Source organism: Marinobacter sp. PE14 (assembly GCF_053566155.1).
Genome location: NZ_JBQXNY010000004.1, coordinates 496,439 through 519,951, shown reverse-complemented (window position 1 = coordinate 519,951; position 23,513 = coordinate 496,439). Strand labels below are relative to the sequence as shown.

Below are 23,513 nucleotides of genomic sequence, written 5' to 3'. Positions count from 1 at the left end.
ACTTCGGAGCAAAGTCCTGGCTCGAACGTCCGCTTTTGTTTAGACATCAGAGGATGTCTGGGAAAACCAGGTATATGATTATCGACTGACCCGGAGAGTGGCTTCGATTCCCAGTGATGCGAATTAAAGGGTCACGTTACAGCAATCAGATCTCAATACTCTCAGCTATCTCCAGAGCATCCTCCACCTCTACACCAAGGTATCGCACGGTACTGGACATATTTGTGTGCCCCAATAGCAACTGCACCGCTCGAAGATTCTTGGTCTTCTTGTAGATCAATGTCGCTTTGCTACGTCGCATTGAGTGGGTTGCGTAGACTGAAGGATCAAGTCCAATGCTGGTAATCCATTTTTTGACGAGACGGGCATATTGATGAGTAGTGATGTGGTCAAACTGTCTCATCCGACTCGGCCACAGATAATCCATACCTGTAAGACCGCGCAATTTGATCCACGCTTCAACCGATTCGCGCGTCTTTTTCGTTATCTCAAACTGGACAGGTTGACTGGTTTTCTGCTGAATGACTTGGGCCCTATCCAGTACCTCTCCGTTTCTGGAAATATCTCGAACCAGAAGCTTAACCATATCGCAGGATCGGAGTTTGCAATCAATCGCCATGTTGAACATCGCCAACTCGCGGATGTTCTTTGCGATTTCTAATCGAATACGTATAGCCCAGATCTGTTCCAGTTTGAGAGGAAGCTTTTGGCCCACGAGCTTTCCCTTATTCCAGGGAGATTTGCCAATTGGAAATGTCATGGTGTAGCCCTCTTTTGAGGGATAGGAACCATAAGTATGGTTAAAAAGCCTGTTTTCTGCTGGCCAGGCTTAAGTAGAACGAACCCCGATCAGCCAGCGCCGAAGGGAGAACCTCGGCGATCGCGTACGTCTTGGAGACCAAGAGCGGCAAAGAATAGAGTTCAGGCAGCGTGATAGTCAGGCTTACGAGGCGTAATCAGTTTATTGATTTGGTCGGCCTTGTCCTCACGGGCACGGCGCAAATCGTAGTCAGTCTGCAAATTGAGCCAAAACTGCTCGGTAGTCCCGAAGTAACGGGCCAAACGCATGGCCGTATCCGCGGACACACCACGACGCTCGCGAACAATCTCGTTCAGGCGCTGTGCAGGAACATAAAGTTCTTTTGAAAGCGCATTCACACTCATGCCAAGAGGCTCAAGGTAATCCTCAAGTAAAATCTCTCCTGGATGGATAGGGCGCATACCTACAGTAATCATTGCGCGACCTCCTTAGTGGTAATCAACAATTTCCACGTCTTCCGCCCCTTGATCTGTCCAGCGGAAACACAACCGCCACTGGTCATTGATCCGGATGCTGTGTTGCCCCTCTCTGTCTCCAGAAAGCGGCTCAAGTCTATTCCCGGGCGGAGACTTTAAATCTTTAAGAGCTTCAGCGCTTAGCAGCTGCTGTAACTTACGCTCGGCCGTTCGCTGGATTGCATTGAAACGCCGAGTCTTACCTGTTTTAACAAGCTCCTCTGTGTGCTTGCACTTAAAGCTCTTGATCATGATTACCCACCTTATAACGCTGCACGTTAAACGTGAAATACGATTTGGTCATAATAACACAACTTTTTATAATATGAGGAATCAAGAAAACACTTGGCGGGAGTGTTGCAGTTTATCACGAAAACGCATCATCCGGTTGCACTTGCGAGCCATACAAAAAGGCCCGCGGAAACGGGCCAGGAAAAAACAAACCAAACTTACCAGACAGTAAGCGGTTCAATAATTGGGGGCCGGTCAATCGCACTGTGGACTTACCCCGGTCCACTGAATGTTCGCTTTTTGTCTGCTCGGGCTGGTCGCGAAGCGAACATTCAAGCGGCTGGAGCAATACTCTCCCCCCGCTGTATTAAGCCTCTTTTTTAGGAATGTTCGCAGCGACAGGGCAGACCCCGGGGCTTGCCGAATAGAGGAGGTGTGTCAGGGTTAATTTGATACCCATACAGAAATCTAACGTACCAAACCACCATGTTAATAAACTCATCAGTTCCATGATGAAGACTGTGATGAAGAATATGACAGCACAACATCGCGTCGCTTGGCGGTCCTTCCCGACAGGCCCCGTGACAGCAGCGTATAAACGCATGGTGGATGCGGGGGAGGTGCGACGAGATGACGCGCAGGTCGCTTTGGCGGCAAAATTCGATGCCCTGCACGGTTCTCTTACCTCGCTCCCACCAGTACCAGTACGCAGCGACGAACCGACAGAGCGCAGCTTTAAAAACAGCAGTCCACTGTTACGGTTACTGGCGCGATCCTTGGCACACGCTCAGTCTTCTCTTCGAAAGAAGTTCCATTTGTGGTCTTTCGGTCCACCACCGCGAGGCATGTACATTCATGGACCGGTCGGGGTCGGCAAAAGCTTTCTAATGGATCTCTTTTACGCGTCGGTTTCTGTTCCTGATGATAATTCTTGCTGTACTAATGACAGCCACAAACACATAAACATAACTAAACGCCGCGTCCACTTTCACGAATTCATGCTAGACGTCCATCATCGAATCTTTGTCTACAAACAGGAACACCCACAAGGTGATGCGATCCCCGTCATCGCGCAACAATTGGCACAAAAAGCCCAACTCCTCTGTTTCGATGAATTTCAAGTAACAGAAATTGCCGATGCCATGATTTTGAAGCGACTATTTTCATTATTATTGGATTGGAATGTCGTGATGGTGGCCACCTCGAATCGATCCCCCGATGCCTTGTATGAGGGAGGCATCAACCGCTCCCTCTTTTTACCATTCATCGACATGTTGAAAAACACGTCCGACATTATTTCTATGGAGGATTCCCAGAAGGATTATCGACTTGAAAATCGAGCGGATGGTCAGTCCTATTTTTGGTCAAACAAAGAAAATGGCGATAATAATACTAACAACAACATACAGGCGCAGTTGGAAGAAATATTTGGTGACACTGCATCCGGAACTGAGGCCGAGACCATTCCTGTGCTTTTTGGTCGCACCGTCCAGGTTGCCCGATTCAATGCCCGGTGTGCCTGGTTTGACTTTTCCGAGCTGTGCTACCAACCGCTTGGGGCGGCTGATTATAATTCCCTCTGCTGCCGATTTCCGGTCATCATCATGGAACGCGTCCCCCAGCTGGATGCCAATCACCTCAACGAAGCGCGACGGTTCGTGACCCTCATTGACGCGTGTTATGAATCTCGCACCCGCTTGGTGCTGGCGGCACAAGTTCCGCTCGACGAATTGTTTGTTGATTTTGAAGCGCAAGTCGAAAGCAGTGATGGAGATGGAGAATTGATTGTCAATGAGAAGGGGGGGAACTCGAGTTCCTTTGCGACGACCATGATTCGCACGAAAGAGGGAGAATATTATGAGTGGTCGGCGACGGGTCGAATTGGCGTGTCACTGGCACAGCTATCGTCCGCCAATGATCTCGCCTTTTCCTTTCGACGAGCCGCGTCTCGGTTGGTTGAAATGGGAGGAAATGAATGGGGACGGCAATGACTAAAGGTCGCAAAGCGGACATTCAGATGGTGCGATAACGCTCACAGCAGACGCGCGCTTTTCAGCGTCATACTGCCTTCGCTTATCATGCATCTATGACACGGCCATTTGCCAACTCTTGGTCGTCAGGGATCTCATATTTTGGCTCCATAAAGTTAAACATGAAATCAGTAACCTCAAAGGAGTAAACACTAGGGTCTTTCTCTACGTTTCTTTTTTCTACGCGCTTTTTGCGAACATCTTTCGGCGCGCTCAAATAATGTACTTCTGGCTCAATGGCGAGCTCCTTTGATAGAGCAGCAAAACGACTGCGTTGCTCTTTAGTAGTGAAGCCTAAATCTAAAACCACGTTTCCGTCTAATTTTAAAATTTGTTCACCAACCTGCCAGATTTGAACATAACACCGATTTACCCTCTCAATCATCCAGGCATAATCAAGGGAGGTCATATCCTTTGAAAATAGATTCTGCATCCACGAATCTATAGAGAAGCGCACTGCCCCAATGTCCTTAGATAAAGATAAGGAATATGTGGTCTTCCCAACACCTGTTGGACCGGTAACAATAATTAGTCTCGCCATTGTTTGTGATTCTCTTTTGGTGCAACAAGCCCGTGTTGAGCCGCCATTATGTCTTTCAACATTTGATGGCCTCAGCAGCCTTTGTGGCTTCAAGGAACTCCTGCAACAGATCCTTGTACTCGGATGACGTCATTATTTCGTTCTTCATGATTTCACGGAGGTTTTCACCGCTGGGATGTGCCGGCCGGGAACGAGCGGCCCGCGCCTGATCCCGGAGCTGTGCATACCGTTCACTCTCTGATGCGACCTGCTGGCGGTCGGTTTTGGAGAGGCTGAGCCAAGTTCGCTGCGCCTCTGTATACCGCTGGTATTTACCAGTCACGCAGTCCGGCGATGTCGCTCCCATCGCGGTCTCGGCGAAGACCATAGGGAGCGCGCTGATTAGGTTTGGGAATCTCATCTCTCGTTCCTATCAGAGACATAACGCGAAGCTTTGCTGCAATTTTGGAGCCGCGAAGCTGTGGAAGTGCAATGCAGAACAGTATGCATTTACTCGTTCAGATCTATATCCACTGTCGCAAAGGCATCTACCACAGCTTGTTTTGGAAGGTGCATGGCAATCGCACTTTGTTGAATGCATGCTGCTGCTTCCAGCAGTGTTGTATCTGCAGTCCAACAATTTTTTGCTGCTTCGATGTAGACAGCATAGCTTTTGCTTAGCCCCCACTGCTGGGATAACAGATAAAACGGGTAAGTAATTAAACCAATTCGCAAGTAATAATTATCGCCCGCGTCATCATATTCCAAATAACTGCTGATAGCGCTAGCTTCCGTTTTAACTTGATTTAAATAGCGTGCTCGGCCATAAAAGCCCTGACCGTGGACCCAGTCAATAACGCCTGAATTTTGATACTCAGCCATCACGCCGGATATGTCGGCAAAGGCTTCGTGTAGGGTCTTCGCATCCTGGCTAAGCTCGGTTTCAAAAGGCTTTAGCCTTGATATTCGTTCCAGAACTCCATGTGCAACCTCGTGGGCAATGAGGTCGAGAGAGGCCATTGAATAATAGAACGGGTAGGCATCCCCAAAATTTGCATAGCTTCCGTCCCAGTACGCAGCTTGGCTGGAGCGATTTCCGTAATGCACGCGTAAACGTATTTTTCCTTTTAGTGGTGGCTCGCCCAAATGCCTGTAAAACATTTGATAGACAACGTTACCGTAATGCATCGCATCGTTCAGCGTTGAGTAAGTCCAGACCCCATATTCGTCTTCGATTTTTCGCTGCTCGTTAAATGGCTCGTCACCGCAGAGGAAGGAAAAGGCCGGAAAAGCATGGTCATCGATCGTATTGGCTAAACCGCTTCCTGAAGTTGCCTCCCAAACTTCGTCTTTGTCGTTCCGCATATCAATGACGCTGACCAGGCCATTATCGAGAATGCAGATGCCGTTGTCTTGCCGCTGAATACTGAGCAATGGTCTCTCAGCACCGTAAGTCCAGTGCTCTTGCTCGTTCCCTCCAGGTCCGGCGAGAAGAGCATTGGCATTCAAACCAGGAAAGTCGCCCATATCATCCGAGAGATCAGTGTTTCCAGTCAGGTTGGTAGCGGTATCGCCACATGCTGCAAGTACGCCGCAAAAGAACAACGCAGATAATGCTTGTCTTGGCATTTGTTAATACTCTCTATTTTCGTTTTGCGATAAAGCCAAAAAATCCGGATACCAGTACAACCAAAATGTCCCATAAGAAAGCAAAGTAGTATTTGTTCGAAAGCGCTAATCTTTCCGGGTCAGCTTTTGGCATAGTGCGTCATTCAACCGAGTCCGAATTGTAGATAACCGGAGATTGCCCTTTCCACGAATTCCACACAGCGTCCTCCGTCACCAAATCAGCCATAAAGTGAGCAACGTTGATTCGACTGGTTTGGCCTGCGTTGAAAATGGCGCTTCGTGTTGGCGAGGGAAGAATTTCATATTTAGAAGCATCGTCATGGTCTACCAGAGTATCAGGGCGAACGATCGACCATTCGATACTTACATCTTGTTGGCCAATTTGGCGGTGTAAGTATTTCGATGCCTGCTCGTTGTCCAAATGCGGCGGCACCAGCAACCGAATCAGACCGACAACACACTTTTCTGCCACCGATACCCTTTCCGCCAAATCGTCATTCCGGCAGCCTGTAGAATTCATGAGAACGAACTTCAATGGTTGCGTCGGCTGGATCGTTCTTATTGCCTCGCACAAACGCTGAGTGGCTTCCGACACCAACCGTCGGGGCTTTCCATAGACGCCTCTGAAACTCATTGTGTGCCCAAGGCACGAAACAACGGCTCCGCATCCATTCACGTGCTGAACAAGCTCGGTATCACTCAGTTCCAGTATAGAAGCATTGATAACCAGCAAGCGTTCATGTTCCCCAACAGCTTTGAGAAGCTTATCGGGGGAACGCACGATCGCCTGAACAGATAGCCCACGATCTAGCAATTGCCTTACGAGCAACTGCCCGGTAGCACCGCTGCCACCCGCAACCAATGCTTTCATGATTTTTCCTTTGTATCAGCGCCCCACTCACTGAGCGGCGTTTTCGCGAATAAATGCGGTAAAGTGTGCCAGGGAAAGCTCCGGCACCTCTTCCATCGGCAAATGACCGACATCGGGGTAAACATGCACACTTGAGTTGGCAATGTCCGCTCCGAACCGATGCGCATTGTCCACTGGGAAGTACGTGTCTTCGTCTCCCCACAGAATAAGCGTCGGCACGCGAATCCCGGGTATCAGCGAGGCATCCTTATCGAGCCGCGCCTGAACACGTTTGGGGGACGCAGCGAGATTACCGGGGTAGCGTGACAGCTCGAAATAGCGGTCTGCCAATTTTGCGTCTACCAGCGTGTCGTCGAAGTAAACATCCTTCAGACCAGACGCATACATAAAGCGTGGTGAAACGTTTGCCATGACTTTATCCATGATGGGCCATTGCGCCATTTCGATGGGCAATGGCCAACGTTCCTGCGGATAGCCCAGCGCATTCAGCAAAGTCAGAGATTCAACGTTTTCCGGATATTCCAGAGCTAGCTGCCAAGCGATCCGACCACCCAGCGAACTGCCAGCCAAATGTACTTTCTCTAACCCGAGCCGGGCCAAAAATGCCGTAAGTAACCTGACATCATCCTCGATTTCGTATCGATCGGCCCGGTCTGGCCCAGTCAAACCGAAACCTGGCAGATCCAATCGGATAACGCGATAATCCGACTTCAGGCCCTCAGCCCATTCATCCCAGGTATGCAACGAAGAGGCTGTACCGTGGATCAACACCAGTGGCTCCCCTACTCCCTCATCCCGTTAGTGCACCCGGTTGCCATCGATGGACATGAAACGTGACGTCGAATTACTGTACTTTTCCTCTAGCCAGGTTTGTTCGATCGGTTCAGCACACGCGGTTAAAAACAGACTTGTTATTAGAGCCAATGCAGATACCCAGGTCCCTTTCATCATCGCCATTCAATCCTTGCCGCAGCCATAAAGTGGTAATGTTATGCAGCGAACTCATTCGGACCTAGGTCCGTTGGTATCATTCGATTGTCCGTTGGTAACAGGCATGCACCAAAACACACACTGGGGTACGGTTTCTCGCGCCGCTTGCCGGGATTTAATTACCACCTGCCGAAGCGTGGGTTTGATGTCTCGGGGGCAACTGACTGCTTTGGGCCTCGATGATTCTGAAGGGCTTGGTCCGGATGTGCGTATACCAGAGTCCACACTGGTCGCACTCTGGCAGGCATTGGAGAAGGCGGGAAAAGGGCCCGGTGCCGGCCTTGAGGTAGGGCAAACGATAAACCCGGCCGCAAAGGGCTTGTTGGCCAGTTGGGTGAGTCAGGCAAATAATCTCCGCGAAGCTCTCGCGATCTTCACCAAAAACATCGCCCTGATGAATCCATCCGAGAGTTGGACACTTTCTGAGAATGCGGGCACCTGCTTATTGAGGTTTCGCCTGGACAAAAACAAAGGCTATCCAGACATTGCTATCGAGCGCAGCATGAGTGCGATGGCGGCCTGGGCTCGTGCGCTAAGCAACCACACCTTCCCGATTCAGGAAGCCGGCTTCGCCTTCCCTGAACCCCGGCATGTTTCGCCATTTAAGTTGATATTCGGCGACCAACTGTTGTTCACCGCTGACGAAAATTACATTAGTTTCGATGCGGACCTCTTGAACTTGCCCATTGTAAGCAGCAATGAGCTATTGAAAACGCTGGTAGAAAAGCAAGCCAGGCAAAGCCTACAGGCCTTGCAGAAGAGCACGCCCATTGAGCAGAAAGTTCAAACACATATCCGGGAACGATTTGCTTCAGGCAAGGCGGTAACGATTAGCAACGTCTGTGCTGATATGGCCATGAGCCGCCAAACTCTGTATAGGCACCTAAAGCAGCAGGAAACTGACTTCCAATCTATTGTGGAAGCTGTGAGGAAACGTGACGCACTGGTGCTTCTTCAGGCAGGCATTGATACAAGTGCGATAAGTTTAAGTCTGGGCTACAAAGACACCAGCAGTTTTTACAAGGCCTTTCAGCGGTGGTTTGGTACGACTCCCAAGGCTTACGTTTCGGAGACCGGCTTACCCCCCCATCTGAGCTCTTTGCGGCACGTCGTAAATTAAGATGGATCACCCAATACGCCAAATAAAGTGCTTTGTGGGCAAAATCGGTTCTTAGACTCGGCTGTATAGCTGCGCAGATTTAGAACTCTGTTTGGTCGTCTAATCGTCCACCCGTGTTCGACGCGCTAAACCAACAGGCAGACATCATTCTTGCGTTCTCGTTTGACCCGGTACATGGCCTCATCCGCTCCCCGGATCAGGTCACTACCTGTTTGCTCCCCACCTCGACCGGTGCAGATCCCCACGCTGGCACCAATCGATACCAACTCTCCGGAAGGCAGAGTCACTGGCTGTGTGATGGCTTCGCGTAGCCGCTGGCCAATTTCAAGCACGCCGGCTTTTGAGAGGACGTTTTCGGTGACCACCACAAACTCATCGCCTCCCATCCGGGCCACGCAGTCACTGTCCCTAGCCTCCTGCTGCAGGCGACGGGCGATTGTTTGAAGCAATTCATCACCTGCTTCATGGCCGTACTGGTCGTTCACCGGTTTAAAGCCGTCCAGATCGATCAGGATTACGGCCAAAAGCTCATTTCGCCGCTGCGCCCGTTGTGTGGATTTTTCGAGATGAATCATCAGGCCGTAGCGGTTGTAGAGCCCTGTGAGTGGGTCTTTCACTACGCGGCTTTCCAGTTCGGCCTTGGCAACCTCCAGCTCTGAAGTACGCTGAACAACCCGGCGCTCCAGTTCGCGTTCCTGCCGCTGCAGCGACAGCACCAAATGGCGCTGGGCCTCTTCCTTTTGCCGCTTGAATTCGTTAAATCGGGCCGCCAGACCGAAGGACAGCAAAATCATCTCAATGGCGGAACCGACCTGCAGGCCGTAAACGGTGAAAAAATTGGATGGTATCCAGCCCAGGTTGCGGACCGACAGCAACGCGGCGCCCACCAACAGGAGCAACCAGGCCGATAGGTATATCCGGGCTGCAGGAATGCGATAGCGTACACCCGCGATCCCACTGGTGATCAAAAACGCAGTCGTCAACACACCCATTGCCGACATTATCTTGAGGGCATCCTGCACTGACACCAGTAACGTCACCAGAGTCGCGCACCACCAACATATCGCTATAACCGAGAGCGCCTGGTCCCAGCGAGGGGCAATGCTTCGCATATTCAGAAAACTGCGGGCAAACATAACCGCCAAGGTAGCGGCCAGTGTATATCCGGTCGGCAGAATGCGGTTGCCCCACTCCCCGACCAGTCCTGGCCACATTAGCAAAGGGCCCAAGCCGTTCATGCTGGAGGCGGCAACACCAAAGCTCAGCACAAACAACGAATACAGCAGGAAGGAGCGTTGACGGGTACCAAGAAACAGCAGGAAATTATATGCACCTAGGGCCACCAACATGCCGAAGTAGAGGGCAAGCCAGACATATTCCAGGTCACTGTCTTCGTAGAACTCAAAGGTTGGCGCCAGCCGTGCGTTGAGGGTCATGCTGGCGTGGGTGGCTACCCGCAGGTACAGCGTCGCCCGCTCCCCAGGCTCAAACGAAAGCGGAAAAACTGGCTTGCGATGAACCACAACGCGATCTGCCGGTGCCACGGTGCGCCCTGAAATCATCCGCTCTACCGTGCCATTAGCATTCAACCGATAGAGGCTAATGTCATCCAGATAGGCGTAGGTAAACTCAAGCATTCGGTCCAACCGCTTGCTTGAGCGGGATTCCACTTCAATCCGCATCCAGTAAACATCGGGGGTGTAGCCCTGGTGGAGACCGCCTGGTTGTGCTGGCCTGAAGGGTTCGGTTCCGCTGCGCACTTGTTCGAACGTCAGCTCACCGCCGGGGTCCCGTAACAGCGAAACAAATCTGTCCAGCGGCTGCGCCATGCCCTCATCCAGAACAAGCAGACGTTCCGAACTCCAACCTGAGGCCGCCGCCAACAAAAGCCATATGAGAGCAAAACAGCGACTTACCAAACGACGATCACCCGGCAGCAAACGCGCATCTCCCTTAGAATTGAACTGCCAGATCAAGCGATCACGACGCGGGAATTATAGCGGCTGTTCGCCTATACAGACAGATCAATCCTCCGGTTGGCGGTGTTGAAGTTGCCCTGGCAGTAGCCGACGCCGATCAAGCTCGCAACAAGCAACGACAGTCGGCTGCGGAACTCACGTGCAGGCAACACGACTTTTTCGGCCACGCAGGATAACGTTTCACCTTTAGCTACCGGGCTTTTCCAGGCTGTCGCGCAACGCATTTACAATGATACGACCGTAGTCCTGTATTGCCGAATCGAGAGATTCTGGGTCCAGGGTGCTCGAAAACACCTGCCATACGGGTTGACTGGTATCGGTATCAAACAAAGTGGATTTAAGGGTGTATTTGACAGAATCCTGGAAGTAGCTGGGCATTCTCGTTGTTTCCACGTAGGTTCTAGACGCAAGTGGCCCCATTGGAACAACAACAGGCATGTAAACGATTTGCTCCGGAACGTAATTGACGTCCCGTTCTTTTTTAACCAGCGCAGTAACCAGTACACCGTCAAAATTTCCGGCTTTTGCAGAGCTGGATACCAGCGACTGGATTGCGTCGGGGTCGTTCCAGGGGAAGCTGTCTGCGGATGAATCGAATGCCTCGGCGTCAAACCCATCCTTGTTGAGCTGGTCCACCAGAGAAGTCTCAACTGAATTGCGAATCTGATTCTTGCTTGAGACCGCAAAGACCAGAACCGTTCGGTAAGCTTTATCTACTTTCGTTTCTTCAATTCGATCAATTTTTGTAGATGCTGAGGAGCAGCCAACAAGCAACGCAACAAGCCACAAACAAATGCCTCGGTTCATGAGTTTTCCCATGTGTTTGGTCTCTGGTTTTGACAGGAACGCCAAGGCAGTCTCATGAGCCCGGCTGGTTTGCAGGCTCGACTGAAACTGCCACCGCCTCGGTATAAGTGACCAACACCTGATCTCCGGCATTGACTACCTTGAAGTGGTCAGGATTATTCACGAGCAGCTCGAATATTCGCCCCTGCGGGCCTTTAAGAGTAATCGTGCTTTTGCCAGGAGAAACAGCCACAACATCGGCGAAGGCTTGAATGATTTGCCCTGCCCCGCCAGCAGGCTTCATACCGGGCTCTGCCCCCGCCGCAGCGGCACCAATTGAGATATCAGTGTCCTCGGAGCGGACTTTCTGTAAGGTCAACGACAGCGATTGCGTGTACTCAACAACAACCTCATCGTTCAAACCGATCTGATCGAAATTGCGAACGCGCTGATCGGCAACGACTTCAACCACGTCGCCGCCTGGAAGTTCAAGCATCAGGGTTCGAGTTTCTTTTTCGATACCTTTAACGACTGCCGAAGCCGAGACGGTGGTGGTTCGGGTTGCGCTGCCAGCCCGACTTTCGATGGTCGACTGCTCCTGAGGGGCGTTCTGAGCCAAAACGGGCAACGATACTACAGATAAAGCCAAAACCTTGATGAGCAACAAACGGTGCATTGTGCTTTCCTTGTTTTCGGTTAACAGTAAATGATCCCTTCAACGCAATATACTTAACCCGTGGGTGTGGCGATTCTCCTCTCCCCTTTTATTCGGTCATTTTCGCAACCGCAGTGGCCCACTCATCTTTTGTCATTTGATCGCGGATGGCGAATCGGTGGTCGAGTGCAAGAGATTGAGCTGTTTCCCACTCGTCGTTCAGCAGGTCAAGTTGCACCTGCAGGCTGGCAGGACCAGCGTCGTGATCTTGATATAATTCGGTCAAAGCCTTGCCGGATTTAGCAAACGTTTTGTCAAATTGCTTCAACTCATCCCGGAGTGCCGCCACCTCCTGCATGACCGCTTCGGCCCTGACCGTATCGGTGATTTCCTGCTGTGCGAGCCTTTCGAAGCTCTTGAGCATGTTTTGGGTCAGGATCGCGCCTGATGCGTTGGGACCACCAAGAAAAAAAGCAATGATTATTGCCACCAGCATCTTACTGGCCTCCCGCCTGATAACTCATGGTTCTTGGGTTAAGTTCCTTCAACTCAAACTTCGCCAGCTTTTCCCACTCTTTTGCCGTAACAGTTGCCTTCATCTTGCCCATCAAAGCCAGGAACTCGGCTTGAGCGGCGCGGCGTTCCGTGTTGTACTCTTGAATGAGGTTTTCCAGGTTTTCGCGTTCGGTTGAATAATCCCGGCTCAAAGTCTTCAGTCTTTTCGAGTAGTGCTGCACTGCAGTTGCGTGTTGGCTGATTAACTGTTCCCTTTCAGCTGATAAAGCCGCAAACTTTTTAGCCCTCGCCGGGTCATCGATTTCGTCCGTAATCAAATTCTGGAAATCGGCACGAGTTTCCGCGCTCTGCTTTTCCAGCTCATCCGGATTCGAGTCTTTCGATTTGCTGGCGCAGCCGATAAAGGTTGATGTTGCGATACTGGCAACGAACACAATAAAAATCGGATTGAGTTTCATTTGTTTATCCGGGTTTTCGGCTCTTATATGCTTGATCTTTGACCAGTTGTGATAGTTCCGCTATCAGTTCTGCGCAACATATAGTTTTTTTCAGGTCTTATTCACGCCAGTAAGGTCTTGCCTAATCGCTCCAGTTCCAGCGTGTAACAAAATAACGAGAACAACATTGCGAGCAAAAGCAAGTACCGAAACACGGGTATGGAGTCCGGTGGCGTGTTTACGATGAACAAGAGCGAGAACGCCGCAGATCCGAGTAAAAACACAAGTCGCGCCACAAACAACACAAAATGCCCGAGCAGCGGACTCACGTAAGTGGGCTGCGCCGGACGTAGCCGATAGCCTATCCAATATCCCACTTGAATCAGCGCTACGGCCACGAGCGACCATAGGGGCGTTTCGGGGGTCGCAAAAACAAGGCCGTCTTGTATGAGTTGCCGTAACACCGGCAGTCTTTCCCAGTACATGACGATTACACCACTGGTTTGAAAAGCCAAAAGGAGCAGGTACAGCCAGCGGCCCCCGGTATTCCTCTCGGGCCCGGTGGTCAAGTCGCTGGAATCAGTTGGTGTTGTCATGAATCTAGTTGCCAGTACATGGTCCAAGTCACCCGCCTATGCTCTTGATGCTTCTGCCAGCCGCGTGGAACGACGCACCAGGCAAGACCGTATCGATCACTCAGTAGAACAGTGGGCGCCCCAGGTAAAAGAAGATTGCGTTATTTCCCTCTTCGGCCCCACCCACACCAATATAAATCGGCCCTAGCGGCGTATCGGCTCCAAGGAAGATACTACCCGCAACAATGCCGTCCTTGCCGATATCATTCTTATCCTCCCAGACTCCGCCGTACTCTAACGACCCCCCGATGTACCAGTTCAGCATGGCCATCAGTGCGAAGCGCCGATAATAGAGCGCTGAAGCAACCGCCGCCTGCTGACCGCTCAGTGATTGGTCAGCGAAACCAGACAGATTGAGAAACCCCCCAAGGCGGTAACGATCCTGAACTTCAACAGTGCCGTCCAGGGTCGTCTTTAAAAGCCCTCCAATGCCGAACACATGGTCTTCGCCAAACGTTGCAAACTTGCTTGCGTGGACAATAAGCTGGTCAAAATCCGACCCACTACCGAGGTCCTCGCGGGAAGCCGCATACTCCAGGACACTTAGCCAGCCATCATTAGGAAAATTGAAGTTATCGAGCCGGTCGAAGTAGAGCCGACCGTAGATCTTCGCAGTATCAAAGTTGAATTCCGTCAACTCGGGTGGACCAGTCTGCAACCTGACCTGACCGCTGTCGTAGCGATACCCTAGTCTAACCTCACTATAGCGACTGATTTCGCGGCCCACGGCCAGATCGAGTTGGGCGTCATAGACCCGATACTCGGCCAAGCGGTCTTGGTCGGCACTATAAAGATCAAAATTCCGCGCCCCGTATTTGAGACCGGTATTGATGAAATAGCGCGAGAGTGTGTCGAGCGGTTGATACCAATCGCCTGCAATGAGCGGCTCAGCACCCAATTGCAGGCCCAGTCGAATCTCGCCATTCAGTTCGTTGATACCGGTTCGCAGATAGGCGATACCCAGATTGTAATTATTCTGGTCCTCATCATCACTGGACAACCTGAGACCAAACTGCAGATAGTTCGGCCCCCAACTGCGGGCTTTTGCATCGACTAATACCCCAGTTTTGCCTTCCTCCTCGACAATATCGTATTGCACGGTCTGGAATAGCTCCAGTCCATAGATGTTGCTGATGTCTTGTTGCATTTGGACCCGATCCAGCGGCTTTCCAATACCTTGATGCAGGCGATCCCGGATCATACTATCGGCAACGGTAGAGTTATTTCCGATACGTATGAAATGCACGATCGGCGCGTCTCCGGGGGGACGAGAGCTACGCATTGCCAGATGGTCCTGATATCCACTCGCTGATAGAGACAGACCCGCCAGCTCCTCTCGCTTTGTGTTCGCAGCCTCCAGACCTTTCGATATCGCCTCATTGGCACGCAAAAAATCACTGCTGGTAATGTCGTCAAGATCCGGAACAATAAGAATGTCACGATCGGAGAGCGTAGCAATCTGCCGGTCGGCATTGACTCGGGTCATGATCGACGTCAGCTGCAGAGTGATCTGGAACAGATTGTTCACATCGTCTGCCGGCAAATAGGGTGTGCTGATATCGACGGCGATGACAATGTCGGCGCCCATGTCTCGCACCACGTCGATAGGCATATTGTCAGTTATGCCGCCATCGACCAGCAGCCGTCCGTCGATCTCGGTGGCCGCGAAGGCACCGGGCACGGACATGCTCGCTCGCATTGATGTAGCGATATCCCCTGAGCTGAGCACCACTCTGGTGCCAGACCCAATGTCTGAGGCGACCGCGCGGAAGGGAATGTAAAGCTTATCGAAATCGGTCGTGGTGGAGATCGGCAACGTGAGCTCCCGTAATGCCAGATCGAATTTCTGCCCCTGAATGGCTCCGGTGGGGAATTTCAGTTCGCCTTCATCCGTGACCCCCGGCTTGGCCTTCACCAAATACAGGTCATCGTCGCGCTTGCGGCGGAACGAGCGCTCCTTGCGTGGCGGGTCGTCATTAAAGATATGCTCCCAATCTATCGTCTCTAGCGCAGACTGGATCTCATCAGGCGTCATGCCCGACGCGTATAGCCCGCCGATAATCGATCCCATGCTGGTCCCGGCGATATAGTCGATGGGAATGCGCATTTGTTCGAGTACTTTGAGAACGCCGACGTGCGCCGCGCCGCGCGCACCGCCCCCGCTCAGCACAAGGCCGATCTTGGCGCGTTCGCCGGGCTCGGCTTCCGCTTGCACCAATTGCGAATAAAGCCCGCCCCCTAGCAGGATTATGCAAAGGCCAAGCGTTAATCCGTGACTGGCGCGACTCAGGATTTGCATGGATCGAATCGCTCCCCGCTGACCGACAAGACTCTCAACTATTGTGTATTTTTGATATTGGGTATGTTCAGAACCGTATGCCCAATCCCAGGTATGGGTCGCTTGCTGGCCGTGAATAAGCCCATAAAACCCTGGGATTCCTTACTATGGACTTGGATACAGAAATGTTATTTGCAAACGAAGCCCCCAGCCATCTGGTCCGGTTTCAGGTGCATCTGCCCAATAACGAACACCGCCTCCAACCTGTAAAAGTTGATCGCCAACTTTTAGCAGTTGGTTCACTGTAAAGTTGACAGGAACAGACCATTGTTCAGCTTCCCAGTCATACGTAGATTCCGTGTTCAGTCCGAGGGTGGTTTTCGTTTCAGTTATATAACTCATAAAAGGCTGAACAAAAGTCGCGCTGACATCAGTACGACTGGAATTACCAGCATACGATTCGATGTGGTTTGCAAGTAGTCCGTATGTCCATGGGCCTTCTTGCTTGAGAGCAACACCGGTCGGCCCGATTCCCCACTTCTCGCTCCCCAGCGCTTCATCTGTAGCAGTGTCCAACAGCAGGGCCGGCCCTACGCCCCAGATAAGTCCGTTTGAAGTAGGTTGTTTGGGTGAAAAAAAGAAGCTCTGGACGACATCCCCAAAACCAGATTCTCCAGAACCATTCTGTGGAATATCTGTTTGATCGATAACAGGAAGGATAGTGCGTGAAATTAAATTCCAGTCCTGACCGATGGAAAAGGGAATAACGGGTTGAATGTTGATTCGCCATACGGAACCATCATCCGAGCCAATATTATCGTCATAGTTTGCCTGAATCGGCACACTAATTAGCGCTGCTACCGGATTCGAGAGTTTTTTCGCAACGTCACTTTGGTCCTGAGCCATGGCAGTGCGACAAATGAAAGTTGTTGCACTAAGCAAACCTAGAAGTACGTACAGATTTGTTTTCTTCATTTAGATCTTCCAAAAGTTTGTTAGCAAAAACCAGGATCTGGCCCCCCGCTTATCCTTTGTTAATGTTAATCCGCTCGCGGTTTGGCGCTGAGCCCAGCTGCACGGGGTTCTTCCGGAACGGGCAATAAGAAAAGCCTGGCGATCTCCCCTGCCCCAAGGCGTCTTTTCACGACATAAAAGCAGTTGTACACCAGCAGCGCACCACAGAGAGCAATCGCATTTGCCCAGACATGGGCCACATCGGCTCGCTGGAACAACGACGTCAACGACGGACCAAAGCCGCCATGCTCGTGCCTGCCTTCATAGGCCTTCTCAAGCACCAGCACAACGAACACACCCAGACTGTAGAGGGCCGTTCGCAGCAGGACATCGACCCAGGCTGGTTGTCTACGCGTCAAACTGCCCAACGGAACATGCTCCAGCACCAGCACGACCTTCGCGAGGATCATTGCGCCAAGTAACACCAACGACAGGCCTTTAAACTCGATCTGGTATTCCGCCAGAATCAGAACTTTGAGGACCATCAGCACGCCAATCCAGACAGCAAAGTACAGCGTTGTCACTGCCACTTCCCGGATCTCGTGCATCAGCTTTTGCCCAAAACTCATCGTAGGCAGTCCAGCGACCAGGCGATCGAGCCTATGACGAGAATCGAGTACTGTCTGCACACGTGCATGAGCAATTACTCCTGTGGAAACTCGTTAAAGGGGGTATAAGTCCTTTCTCTATTAGAGTGTTGCTGGTTTGATGAGCACTTAAAAATCAAATTTGAGATAGGCCAATGCACCCTCGTACTGCCAGTTCAAGTCTCCCTGAAAACTTCTTTTTGAAACACCAACGTCGAGTTCTACAGCATTAAGTCCAACGCCAATCGCGATGACTTTAGTCACGCTGAAATCAAGACCGACGAAGACGTCGTACAGAGATCCTTCATAGTCTCCGTAGTCAACGGCAAAAATTTCCCCACTGCCGCGGATGGCCCATCGGTCAGCGAAACGATATTCCCCGCGCAAACCGATAACGGGTAAGGGTGCTGTAAGGTCATTCGATTCGACACTGCCGACCGAGGATGCTGATAAAGTCGCCTTCATGTCGGCGACATATAGACCGACAGTTGCACCGAGAAAACTGCGATCGCGTTTGAGAAACATCCAGGTGTATGCAGCTTTATAGATCGCGAGGTCAAGATCGGTTTCTACAGTGCTGCTAATGGGATACGTTGTATCCTCCCAGACTATTTCCCTTTCAATCTGTTTCGAGGATGCGCGGGAAAGATCGAATACGCTGAAGTCGAATCGATGTTTCTCTGCGAATCTCCAATAGCCGTCTACGCGAAAAACCGTGTCCGATTTCTTGAGTCCGAGGTCATCCTCCAGGTCGACGTCCGTTCCTCGGCCAGATTCTCCGTCCACTCTCGTTTGGCTTTCGCGATCTGTAAAAAAAGCACCGAGACTAATACTAAATCTCGGGTCTTCTTCAGCGATCGCCGTGCTCGTGATAATCAGAAATATAAAAAACGAAATGACGCGCATGTGATCCCTCCTCCACGTTCATAGCCTCACTATTCCCCTAAAGCTGTCCGGTCGCTATCAAGAAAACGCATAGCGTTACCGGAGTGGCCGCGTCGTCAGTCGATTATGAACGCTCTGGGCTCCCCTCACCTGTCCGGCTCTGGTGCAAAGTGTCGGAAGGTGATTTTCCGAACAGCCGCTTGTAGTCGACCGAAAACTGGCCCATGTGTGCGAAGCCGCACTCTCGGGCGATACTCCCAACAGTGGCCGTGGACGGGTCGGCATGCTGAAGTAGCATCCTGGCTTTCCTCAGTCGCTCCCGTTTCAAGAAGGCCATCGGTGTGATGCCGTAGGTGTGCAGAAAAAGATAACCGAGCGTTCGCTTGCTTACACCAGACGCTTCAGAAAGATGACCGAGCTGGATTCTTTCTTTCATGTGGCGTGCGATGTAGGCAAGCGCTTCATTCAGTCTGTTGTGATAGGTCGATCGCTTATTCGGCATGGTCTTGATAATTCAGGACACCGTTCGACGCTGGATTGCGTGAGCATTGATTCTATGGCGGAAGGAAATCGGTTCGCTATCGTGAATCCGCACGAATCAGGATCGGCGGCAAAGCGATTGGGGCGGGAAAAAGAGGCAGGGGCTAGGTGATCGCCCGCGCAAGCGTAGCGCTTGGGCACTCGCCGAAGGCATTTTTGTACTGGGTCGTAAACAGACTCATGTGGTTGAACCCCATTCTGAACGCCTCGTTGGTGACGGTCGTTTGTCCGCCTGACGCCTTTAGCTGCCTACGCACCTGGTGCAGGCGCAACAAACGTAAATAGCGGGAAGGGCTGGTCCCGTAGGCAGTGGCGAAAGCGTATTCCAGGTATCGACGGCTGACGTTCATGGCCACGCACAGGTCGTCGACGCTGATGGGTTCAACGATCCTCTCTCGCATATAGGATTCGGCTCGCTTCGCCACAATAAAATGCCCGTTGACCTGAGACATCACTTTGGTTCGAGGTGCGTCAATCGAGCTCAGGGCGGCGCCGAGCGCATTGCGAACATCGGTCACCAGCCAGTCGGCCGCCAGAGTATCCAGCGGAATGTCAGCGGGTTGAACAATACTTGCGATGGCTTGTCGCAGGTTCGCCAGTTTTTCGGGATTGATATTTATCGTTGTACAGGAGCGGGCCTGAACCAGGTTTGTACGCGACGTAGTTTCTTCGGTGGCATTGATCCACTCGGGGGGGATGACCAGAGAAGTCCATCCATAGCCTGCCGATAGATAGCCGTTGAGCTCATTGCCGGGAGGGAACACCAACAATTCCGACGCATCGACTGGATTGCCGTTCCAGGTGGCGTGAGCACTATCTGGGAAAATGCCAATGCCAAAACGTCTGGGGTCCAGATCCCCCTTCACACGAAGAGGCACGTTGACCTTGCCGAGGTCGATCGAGAGATCGCCCAATGAAACCTGATCAAGCGCGATGTCGATATTGCCGGATTTCAGTTGGACAAATTCGAGGTTGGAGCCGCTGACTGCATGGTTCAACTCATCCAGGTCATGAAACCGGGCTCCAGGCTGGTATTCATTTCCAGCATTGGCCGTCTGTCCGTCCATGGTTCGCTCCCTGCGATTTTTTGATAGACGATCTTAAGCATAAGCCAATCGGTACCGCTCTGCCAGAAATACTGCCTCAGAAGCCCGGTGCGTTGCACAGCACGGGATATTGCTTTAACGCCCTTACGCCTTGCGCATTATTGATAGCGCTGCAGATATGCACCGGGGGATGCTAACGAAGAGGCTCAAAACCTTGAAAGAGCCGAATCAGCAACTTACCCGAGAAATCTGACGACTGACATTTTGCCCATAAAAAAGGATAGAAGGCTATGAAACGCAGGGAGAGTCTTTTTGGCGCCACCGTTCCGGCGACACTCACTAAATATTTGATGTATCACTCGCGAGCGACAGCTAACTGGATGGGCAAACTTGCCTCCAGGCTATTGGTGTTCATTGCCTTAACCGGTTTCATGGTTTGTGCACAGGCCGCGCAGGAGACCGAGCAGAAACCCGAAGCAATCGCCGAGCGGGCATACCTTTACGGACTCCAGCAGGCTATCTTTTATGGCCAGCGCTGGGTTTATACCCAGAATGACGCCGAGGAAAACATTGTCTATGCAGGCCTGAACCAGTTTTCCTGGGTGCGCAAGCAGATCACCCCGGATTACCCGGTGGTCACGCCAAACGCGACCACGCTGTATGGCGCAGGCTTTCTTGACCTGCGCGCAGGTCCGGTCGTCATCGAAGTGCCGGAGATCACCGACCGTTACTTCAGTGTTCAGATCATGGATCAGTACGGCATTTTCCGGATGATCGTCGGCTCGCCCTTCAATGGAACCAAGGCGCGCAAATACATTCTGGTGCCGCCGGGTTTCACCGGCAATGTCCCCGCCGAGTTCCCGACCACTGAAATCGTGCAATGGCCGGCCCTCACCGCTTACGGCGTTGTGCGCATGGCCAACAAAACCGGGACCGATGCCGAGATCAAGATCATCAACGGCTATCAGGACCAAGTAACCATCACGCCGCTGGCCGACTGGCTGGCCAATGGCAAAAAGGGCATTGCCCAAGCCGACAGAAAAATCGTGAAGGGCGATTTCCTCATCCCCGATGGTTTGCCCGAATATCAGTTCGGTCAGGTCGACAAACAGACCGCCGAGCAATATTTCACCCTGCTCAGTGTCATCCTGAACGATCCGACCATGCCCACGTTGACGGATTCGGTCAAGGAGGTCGACATGCTCAAACAGCTTGAGGCGTTCAACATCGGCAAGGGCCTGACCTTTGACTGGGCCAAGCTGACAGCCGACCAGCAAACGGCACTGCAGAGAGGGTTCAAGGCCGGGTTTGAAAACGTGCGCAAGACGATGAAGTCCAACATGCTCAACATGAATGGCTGGGGCGTCGTGCGCAATGCCGGCGGCTTTGAAACCCGCTGGATGGACCGCGCGATCATCGCCGATGCAGCCTGGGCTGCCCCGGACAAGAACATTTCGCATGGTGGCGCATTCCTGTTCACCGACTCCGAAGGCAAGCCGCTGTCTGGTGCCAACAAGTATACGATGACCTTCGACATGAACGATTTGCCACCAGTGACCCAGTTCTGGTCAATTCCGATCTATGACGCCAATGGTTATTTCGTCGCCAACGAGATCAACCGTTACACCGTGAACAGCTTCATGCTGGAATCTGGTGAGCTGGTGCCTAAGGACGGTAAGCTGGTCATTTACGTACAGAACGAGAAACCGACGGATCCGGATCAGGCCAGGAACTGGCTGCCGGCACCGAAGGAAGGGTTCAGGTTCACATCGCGGTACTACGGGCCCTATGCCCCGCTGACGAATGGTACTTACAACATGCCGAAGGTCGTTCGGGTGAAATGAGCGCAGAACAAACCACGGGGGTTGCCGCCCGGCGCCCCCGACCTGCCCGACTATTCACGACTACACCCGACTATGCCCTGGAGGCATTGACATGATCAAACGGCTACTTCTTTCAACAACGGTGCTGATGTGTGTCGCCGGATCTCCGGCATTAGCCGAAGTCAGCAAGGCCGAGCTTGAATCCATCTCTATTCCCGACAGGGTCGAGACTCCCATTGGCACCCTGGAGTTTTTCGATGGCGTGCCGGTCGGCGATACCGTCGATAAGGTCTATGACAATCTCGATCGGATGCGTGGGCTTGCGGTCTTCCTGGACAATCAGGGCGCAGCCTCTCTGCACGCCATGCGGATGGGCAATGCAAGCATCGGTGCCGATGCGTCCAACAAGATCACGATAACCGAGCAGTTGCTTCAGCCGGAATCCCTCTATTTGACCGGGAACACATCGACGCTCTACGCACTTGGCTACATGAATCTGAAAAAGGATGGCGCACTGGTCATTGAACTGCCGCCAGGCATGCTCGGCTTTGTCGATGACGCCTGGTTTCGATTTGTCGAGAATCTTGGCGCGATTGGCCCGGACAAGGGCAAAGGCGGCAAATACCTGATGCTGCCTCCTGATTATACCGGGACAGTTCCTGAGGGATATTTCATCATCAGAACAGGCACCTTCCACAACCTGTTATTCCTGCGAGGCTCTATAGCGAAAGGCCTTGAGCCCGCGGTACAGAACATCAAATCCAACCTCAAGGTCTATCCGCTGGCTCAGGCAGACAACCCGCCCGCCACCGAATTCATCAACATTTCGGCAAAGAGCTACAACACGGTTGCGCCAAATGACTTCAGCTATTTCGAGGGGCTGAATCAGGTGGTTCAGGAAGAACCTATCGATGCAATTGGACCCGAGGCCAGAGGTCTTCTGGCATCCATTGGTATCGTCAAGGGTCAGCCCTTCACGCCGGATGCGCGCATGAGGAAGCTGTTAGGTGAAGCTGCGACCCTCGGCAACGCCACTGCACGGGCGATTACCTATCAGCCGCGTATCGATGGTGTGTTCATCTATCCGGATTCTGAAAGTGCATGGACGATGGCATATGCGGAGAAGAACACCACCTTTGAGAAAAACGGGGCAATGGGTCTTGATGCGAGAGTACTGTTCTACTTCAACGCGACCGGGGTGACACAGGCCATGGCAGCCACCACCGTGGGCCAGGGGTCGGATTATGCCCTTGCCTATCTGGATGCTGACAAAAAGCCACTGGATGGCTCCAAAACCTACAAGCTGCGCCTTCCTCCGAATGTTCCGGTTAACAACTTCTGGGCGGTAACGCTCTACGATACCCAGACCCGTTCGTTGCTGCAGACCGGTCAGAAGTTCCCGACCGTGGGTAGCCAGAGCGACGGCTTCCAGAAAAACGCCGATGGATCCTATGACCTTTATTTCGGACCCAAACCGCCGGAAGGCAAGGAACAGAACTGGCTTCAGACCGTGCCGGGAAAAAGCTGGTTCACAATCCTGCGCATGTATGGCCCGCTCGAGCCCTGGATCAACAAGACCTGGAGGCCCGGCGAGATTGAGTTGGTGAACTAGACCGGCAGTTTCGACCGCCGCCCGTTGGGCGGCTGATACTTATAGGGAAATGAG

The 23,513-nt window shown here is 52.2% G+C and carries 24 protein-coding genes; 4 read left to right on the top strand and 20 right to left on the bottom strand.

Translation table 11 applies throughout. The features are described from left to right. Positions 1–145: 145 nt before the first annotated feature. The 3 genes from ACWJ62_RS15995 to ACWJ62_RS15985 form a co-directional block, all read right to left on the bottom strand. Complete coding sequence (locus ACWJ62_RS15995) at positions 146–760, bottom strand: tyrosine-type recombinase/integrase (RefSeq protein WP_014579271.1); 615 nt, start codon at positions 758–760, stop codon at positions 146–148. Between the two features lie 161 nt (positions 761–921). After that, on the bottom strand, positions 922–1,236 hold the full coding sequence (locus ACWJ62_RS15990; protein WP_449287080.1) for a HigA family addiction module antitoxin: 315 nt from the start codon (positions 1,234–1,236) through the stop codon (positions 922–924). Positions 1,237–1,248: 12 nt separating this feature from the next. Beyond that, on the bottom strand, positions 1,249–1,527 hold the full coding sequence (locus ACWJ62_RS15985) for a type II toxin-antitoxin system RelE/ParE family toxin (protein WP_449287079.1): 279 nt from the start codon (positions 1,525–1,527) through the stop codon (positions 1,249–1,251). A 503-nt stretch (positions 1,528–2,030) separates the two neighbouring features. On the opposite strand from ACWJ62_RS15985, the gene zapE reads away from it, so the two are divergent. Then, the gene (gene zapE, locus ACWJ62_RS15980) at positions 2,031–3,497 is read left to right on the top strand and encodes a cell division protein ZapE (protein ID WP_449287078.1); all 1,467 of its coding nucleotides are present in this window, start codon (positions 2,031–2,033) and stop codon (positions 3,495–3,497) included. A gap of 85 nt (positions 3,498–3,582) precedes the next feature. Here zapE and ACWJ62_RS15975 read toward each other — a convergent pair whose 3' ends face one another. The 5 genes from ACWJ62_RS15975 to ACWJ62_RS15955 all read right to left on the bottom strand — a co-directional run bounded on the left by ACWJ62_RS15975 (position 3,583) and on the right by ACWJ62_RS15955 (position 7,327). Beyond that, complete coding sequence (locus ACWJ62_RS15975; RefSeq protein ID WP_449287077.1) at positions 3,583–4,077, bottom strand: AAA family ATPase; 495 nt, start codon at positions 4,075–4,077, stop codon at positions 3,583–3,585. 55 nt (positions 4,078–4,132) lie between these two features. Then, positions 4,133–4,477: a hypothetical protein gene (locus ACWJ62_RS15970; protein WP_449287076.1), complete on the bottom strand. Its 345-nt coding sequence runs from the start codon at positions 4,475–4,477 to the stop codon at positions 4,133–4,135. A gap of 89 nt (positions 4,478–4,566) precedes the next feature. Then, complete coding sequence (locus tag ACWJ62_RS15965) at positions 4,567–5,685, bottom strand: M4 family metallopeptidase (RefSeq protein WP_449287075.1); 1,119 nt, start codon at positions 5,683–5,685, stop codon at positions 4,567–4,569. Between the two features lie 139 nt (positions 5,686–5,824). Further along, positions 5,825–6,556 (bottom strand): NAD(P)-dependent oxidoreductase, encoded by a 732-nt coding sequence (locus tag ACWJ62_RS15960; RefSeq protein WP_449287074.1) that lies wholly within the window; start codon positions 6,554–6,556, stop codon positions 5,825–5,827. 27 nt (positions 6,557–6,583) lie between these two features. Next, positions 6,584–7,327, bottom strand: a complete 744-nt coding sequence (locus tag ACWJ62_RS15955) for an alpha/beta fold hydrolase (RefSeq protein ID WP_449287073.1) — start codon at positions 7,325–7,327, stop codon at positions 6,584–6,586. Between the two features lie 283 nt (positions 7,328–7,610). Between ACWJ62_RS15955 and ACWJ62_RS15950 the strand changes: the two genes are divergently transcribed. Beyond that, entirely contained in the window at positions 7,611–8,666 is a 1,056-nt protein-coding gene (locus ACWJ62_RS15950) for an AraC family transcriptional regulator ligand-binding domain-containing protein (protein WP_449287072.1), read from the top strand. A 125-nt stretch (positions 8,667–8,791) separates the two neighbouring features. On the opposite strand, the gene ACWJ62_RS15945 is transcribed toward ACWJ62_RS15950, so the two are convergent. The 12 genes from ACWJ62_RS15945 to ACWJ62_RS15890 form a co-directional block, all read right to left on the bottom strand. After that, positions 8,792–10,495, bottom strand: coding sequence for a diguanylate cyclase (locus ACWJ62_RS15945; protein WP_449287071.1), 1,704 nt, complete (start codon positions 10,493–10,495; stop codon positions 8,792–8,794). 336 nt (positions 10,496–10,831) lie between these two features. Further along, positions 10,832–11,464: a hypothetical protein gene (locus ACWJ62_RS15940; RefSeq protein WP_449287070.1), complete on the bottom strand. Its 633-nt coding sequence runs from the start codon at positions 11,462–11,464 to the stop codon at positions 10,832–10,834. A gap of 40 nt (positions 11,465–11,504) precedes the next feature. Next, positions 11,505–12,107: a hypothetical protein gene (locus ACWJ62_RS15935; RefSeq protein WP_449287069.1), complete on the bottom strand. Its 603-nt coding sequence runs from the start codon at positions 12,105–12,107 to the stop codon at positions 11,505–11,507. An 88-nt stretch (positions 12,108–12,195) separates the two neighbouring features. Beyond that, a complete protein-coding gene (locus ACWJ62_RS15930) occupies positions 12,196–12,582 on the bottom strand; it encodes a hypothetical protein (protein ID WP_449287068.1) in 387 nt (128 codons plus the stop codon). A 1-nt stretch (position 12,583) separates the two neighbouring features. Continuing rightward, complete coding sequence (locus ACWJ62_RS15925; protein ID WP_449287067.1) at positions 12,584–13,060, bottom strand: hypothetical protein; 477 nt, start codon at positions 13,058–13,060, stop codon at positions 12,584–12,586. 101 nt (positions 13,061–13,161) lie between these two features. Further along, positions 13,162–13,635: a hypothetical protein gene (locus ACWJ62_RS15920; RefSeq protein ID WP_449287066.1), complete on the bottom strand. Its 474-nt coding sequence runs from the start codon at positions 13,633–13,635 to the stop codon at positions 13,162–13,164. Positions 13,636–13,735: 100 nt separating this feature from the next. After that, positions 13,736–15,973 (bottom strand): patatin-like phospholipase family protein, encoded by a 2,238-nt coding sequence (locus tag ACWJ62_RS15915; RefSeq protein WP_449287065.1) that lies wholly within the window; start codon positions 15,971–15,973, stop codon positions 13,736–13,738. 144 nt (positions 15,974–16,117) lie between these two features. After that, positions 16,118–16,927: a transporter gene (locus ACWJ62_RS15910; RefSeq protein WP_449287064.1), complete on the bottom strand. Its 810-nt coding sequence runs from the start codon at positions 16,925–16,927 to the stop codon at positions 16,118–16,120. Between the two features lie 65 nt (positions 16,928–16,992). Then, a complete protein-coding gene (locus ACWJ62_RS15905) occupies positions 16,993–17,535 on the bottom strand; it encodes a hypothetical protein (protein ID WP_449287063.1) in 543 nt (180 codons plus the stop codon). A gap of 147 nt (positions 17,536–17,682) precedes the next feature. Then, positions 17,683–18,459 carry a hypothetical protein gene (locus ACWJ62_RS15900; protein ID WP_449287062.1) on the bottom strand — a complete coding sequence of 259 codons (777 nt, stop codon included), beginning with the start codon at positions 18,457–18,459 and terminating at the stop codon, positions 17,683–17,685. 103 nt (positions 18,460–18,562) lie between these two features. Continuing rightward, a complete protein-coding gene (locus ACWJ62_RS15895; RefSeq protein WP_449287061.1) occupies positions 18,563–18,940 on the bottom strand; it encodes a helix-turn-helix domain-containing protein in 378 nt (125 codons plus the stop codon). A 142-nt stretch (positions 18,941–19,082) separates the two neighbouring features. Beyond that, on the bottom strand, positions 19,083–20,045 hold the full coding sequence (locus ACWJ62_RS15890) for a helix-turn-helix domain-containing protein (protein WP_449287060.1): 963 nt from the start codon (positions 20,043–20,045) through the stop codon (positions 19,083–19,085). A 269-nt stretch (positions 20,046–20,314) separates the two neighbouring features. Here ACWJ62_RS15890 and ACWJ62_RS15885 point away from each other — a divergent pair, with 269 nt between their 5' ends. Next, positions 20,315–21,868, top strand: coding sequence for a DUF1254 domain-containing protein (locus tag ACWJ62_RS15885; protein WP_449287059.1), 1,554 nt, complete (start codon positions 20,315–20,317; stop codon positions 21,866–21,868). Between the two features lie 91 nt (positions 21,869–21,959). Next, positions 21,960–23,459 carry a DUF1254 domain-containing protein gene (locus ACWJ62_RS15880; RefSeq protein WP_449287058.1) on the top strand — a complete coding sequence of 500 codons (1,500 nt, stop codon included), beginning with the start codon at positions 21,960–21,962 and terminating at the stop codon, positions 23,457–23,459. The last annotated feature ends 54 nt before the right edge of the window (positions 23,460–23,513 follow it).

Excerpts from the sequence above, each read along its gene's own strand:
- ACWJ62_RS15950 (WP_449287072.1), top strand. The coding sequence starts at position 7,611 with ATGCACCAAAACACACACTGGGGTACGGTTTCTCGCGCCGCTTGCCGG.
- ACWJ62_RS15975 (WP_449287077.1), bottom strand. The coding sequence starts at position 4,077 with ATGGCGAGACTAATTATTGTTACCGGTCCAACAGGTGTTGGGAAGACC.
- ACWJ62_RS15985 (WP_449287079.1), bottom strand. The coding sequence starts at position 1,527 with ATGATCAAGAGCTTTAAGTGCAAGCACACAGAGGAGCTTGTTAAAACA.
- ACWJ62_RS15900 (WP_449287062.1), bottom strand. The coding sequence starts at position 18,459 with ATGCGCGTCATTTCGTTTTTTATATTTCTGATTATCACGAGCACGGCG.
- ACWJ62_RS15885 (WP_449287059.1), top strand. The coding sequence starts at position 20,315 with ATGAAACGCAGGGAGAGTCTTTTTGGCGCCACCGTTCCGGCGACACTC.
- zapE (WP_449287078.1), top strand. The coding sequence starts at position 2,031 with ATGAAGAATATGACAGCACAACATCGCGTCGCTTGGCGGTCCTTCCCG.
- ACWJ62_RS15930 (WP_449287068.1), bottom strand. The coding sequence starts at position 12,582 with ATGCTGGTGGCAATAATCATTGCTTTTTTTCTTGGTGGTCCCAACGCA.
- ACWJ62_RS15945 (WP_449287071.1), bottom strand. The coding sequence starts at position 10,495 with ATGGCGCAGCCGCTGGACAGATTTGTTTCGCTGTTACGGGACCCCGGC.
- ACWJ62_RS15910 (WP_449287064.1), bottom strand. The coding sequence starts at position 16,927 with ATGAAGAAAACAAATCTGTACGTACTTCTAGGTTTGCTTAGTGCAACA.
- ACWJ62_RS15905 (WP_449287063.1), bottom strand. The coding sequence starts at position 17,535 with ATGAGTTTTGGGCAAAAGCTGATGCACGAGATCCGGGAAGTGGCAGTG.
- ACWJ62_RS15970 (WP_449287076.1), bottom strand. The coding sequence starts at position 4,477 with ATGAGATTCCCAAACCTAATCAGCGCGCTCCCTATGGTCTTCGCCGAG.
- ACWJ62_RS15935 (WP_449287069.1), bottom strand. The coding sequence starts at position 12,107 with ATGCACCGTTTGTTGCTCATCAAGGTTTTGGCTTTATCTGTAGTATCG.
- ACWJ62_RS15895 (WP_449287061.1), bottom strand. The coding sequence starts at position 18,940 with ATGCCGAATAAGCGATCGACCTATCACAACAGACTGAATGAAGCGCTT.
- ACWJ62_RS15880 (WP_449287058.1), top strand. The coding sequence starts at position 21,960 with ATGATCAAACGGCTACTTCTTTCAACAACGGTGCTGATGTGTGTCGCC.
- ACWJ62_RS15940 (WP_449287070.1), bottom strand. The coding sequence starts at position 11,464 with ATGGGAAAACTCATGAACCGAGGCATTTGTTTGTGGCTTGTTGCGTTG.
- ACWJ62_RS15990 (WP_449287080.1), bottom strand. The coding sequence starts at position 1,236 with ATGATTACTGTAGGTATGCGCCCTATCCATCCAGGAGAGATTTTACTT.
- ACWJ62_RS15915 (WP_449287065.1), bottom strand. The coding sequence starts at position 15,973 with ATGCAAATCCTGAGTCGCGCCAGTCACGGATTAACGCTTGGCCTTTGC.
- ACWJ62_RS15995 (WP_014579271.1), bottom strand. The coding sequence starts at position 760 with ATGACATTTCCAATTGGCAAATCTCCCTGGAATAAGGGAAAGCTCGTG.
- ACWJ62_RS15965 (WP_449287075.1), bottom strand. The coding sequence starts at position 5,685 with ATGCCAAGACAAGCATTATCTGCGTTGTTCTTTTGCGGCGTACTTGCA.
- ACWJ62_RS15890 (WP_449287060.1), bottom strand. The coding sequence starts at position 20,045 with ATGGACGGACAGACGGCCAATGCTGGAAATGAATACCAGCCTGGAGCC.
- ACWJ62_RS15920 (WP_449287066.1), bottom strand. The coding sequence starts at position 13,635 with ATGACAACACCAACTGATTCCAGCGACTTGACCACCGGGCCCGAGAGG.
- ACWJ62_RS15925 (WP_449287067.1), bottom strand. The coding sequence starts at position 13,060 with ATGAAACTCAATCCGATTTTTATTGTGTTCGTTGCCAGTATCGCAACA.
- ACWJ62_RS15960 (WP_449287074.1), bottom strand. The coding sequence starts at position 6,556 with ATGAAAGCATTGGTTGCGGGTGGCAGCGGTGCTACCGGGCAGTTGCTC.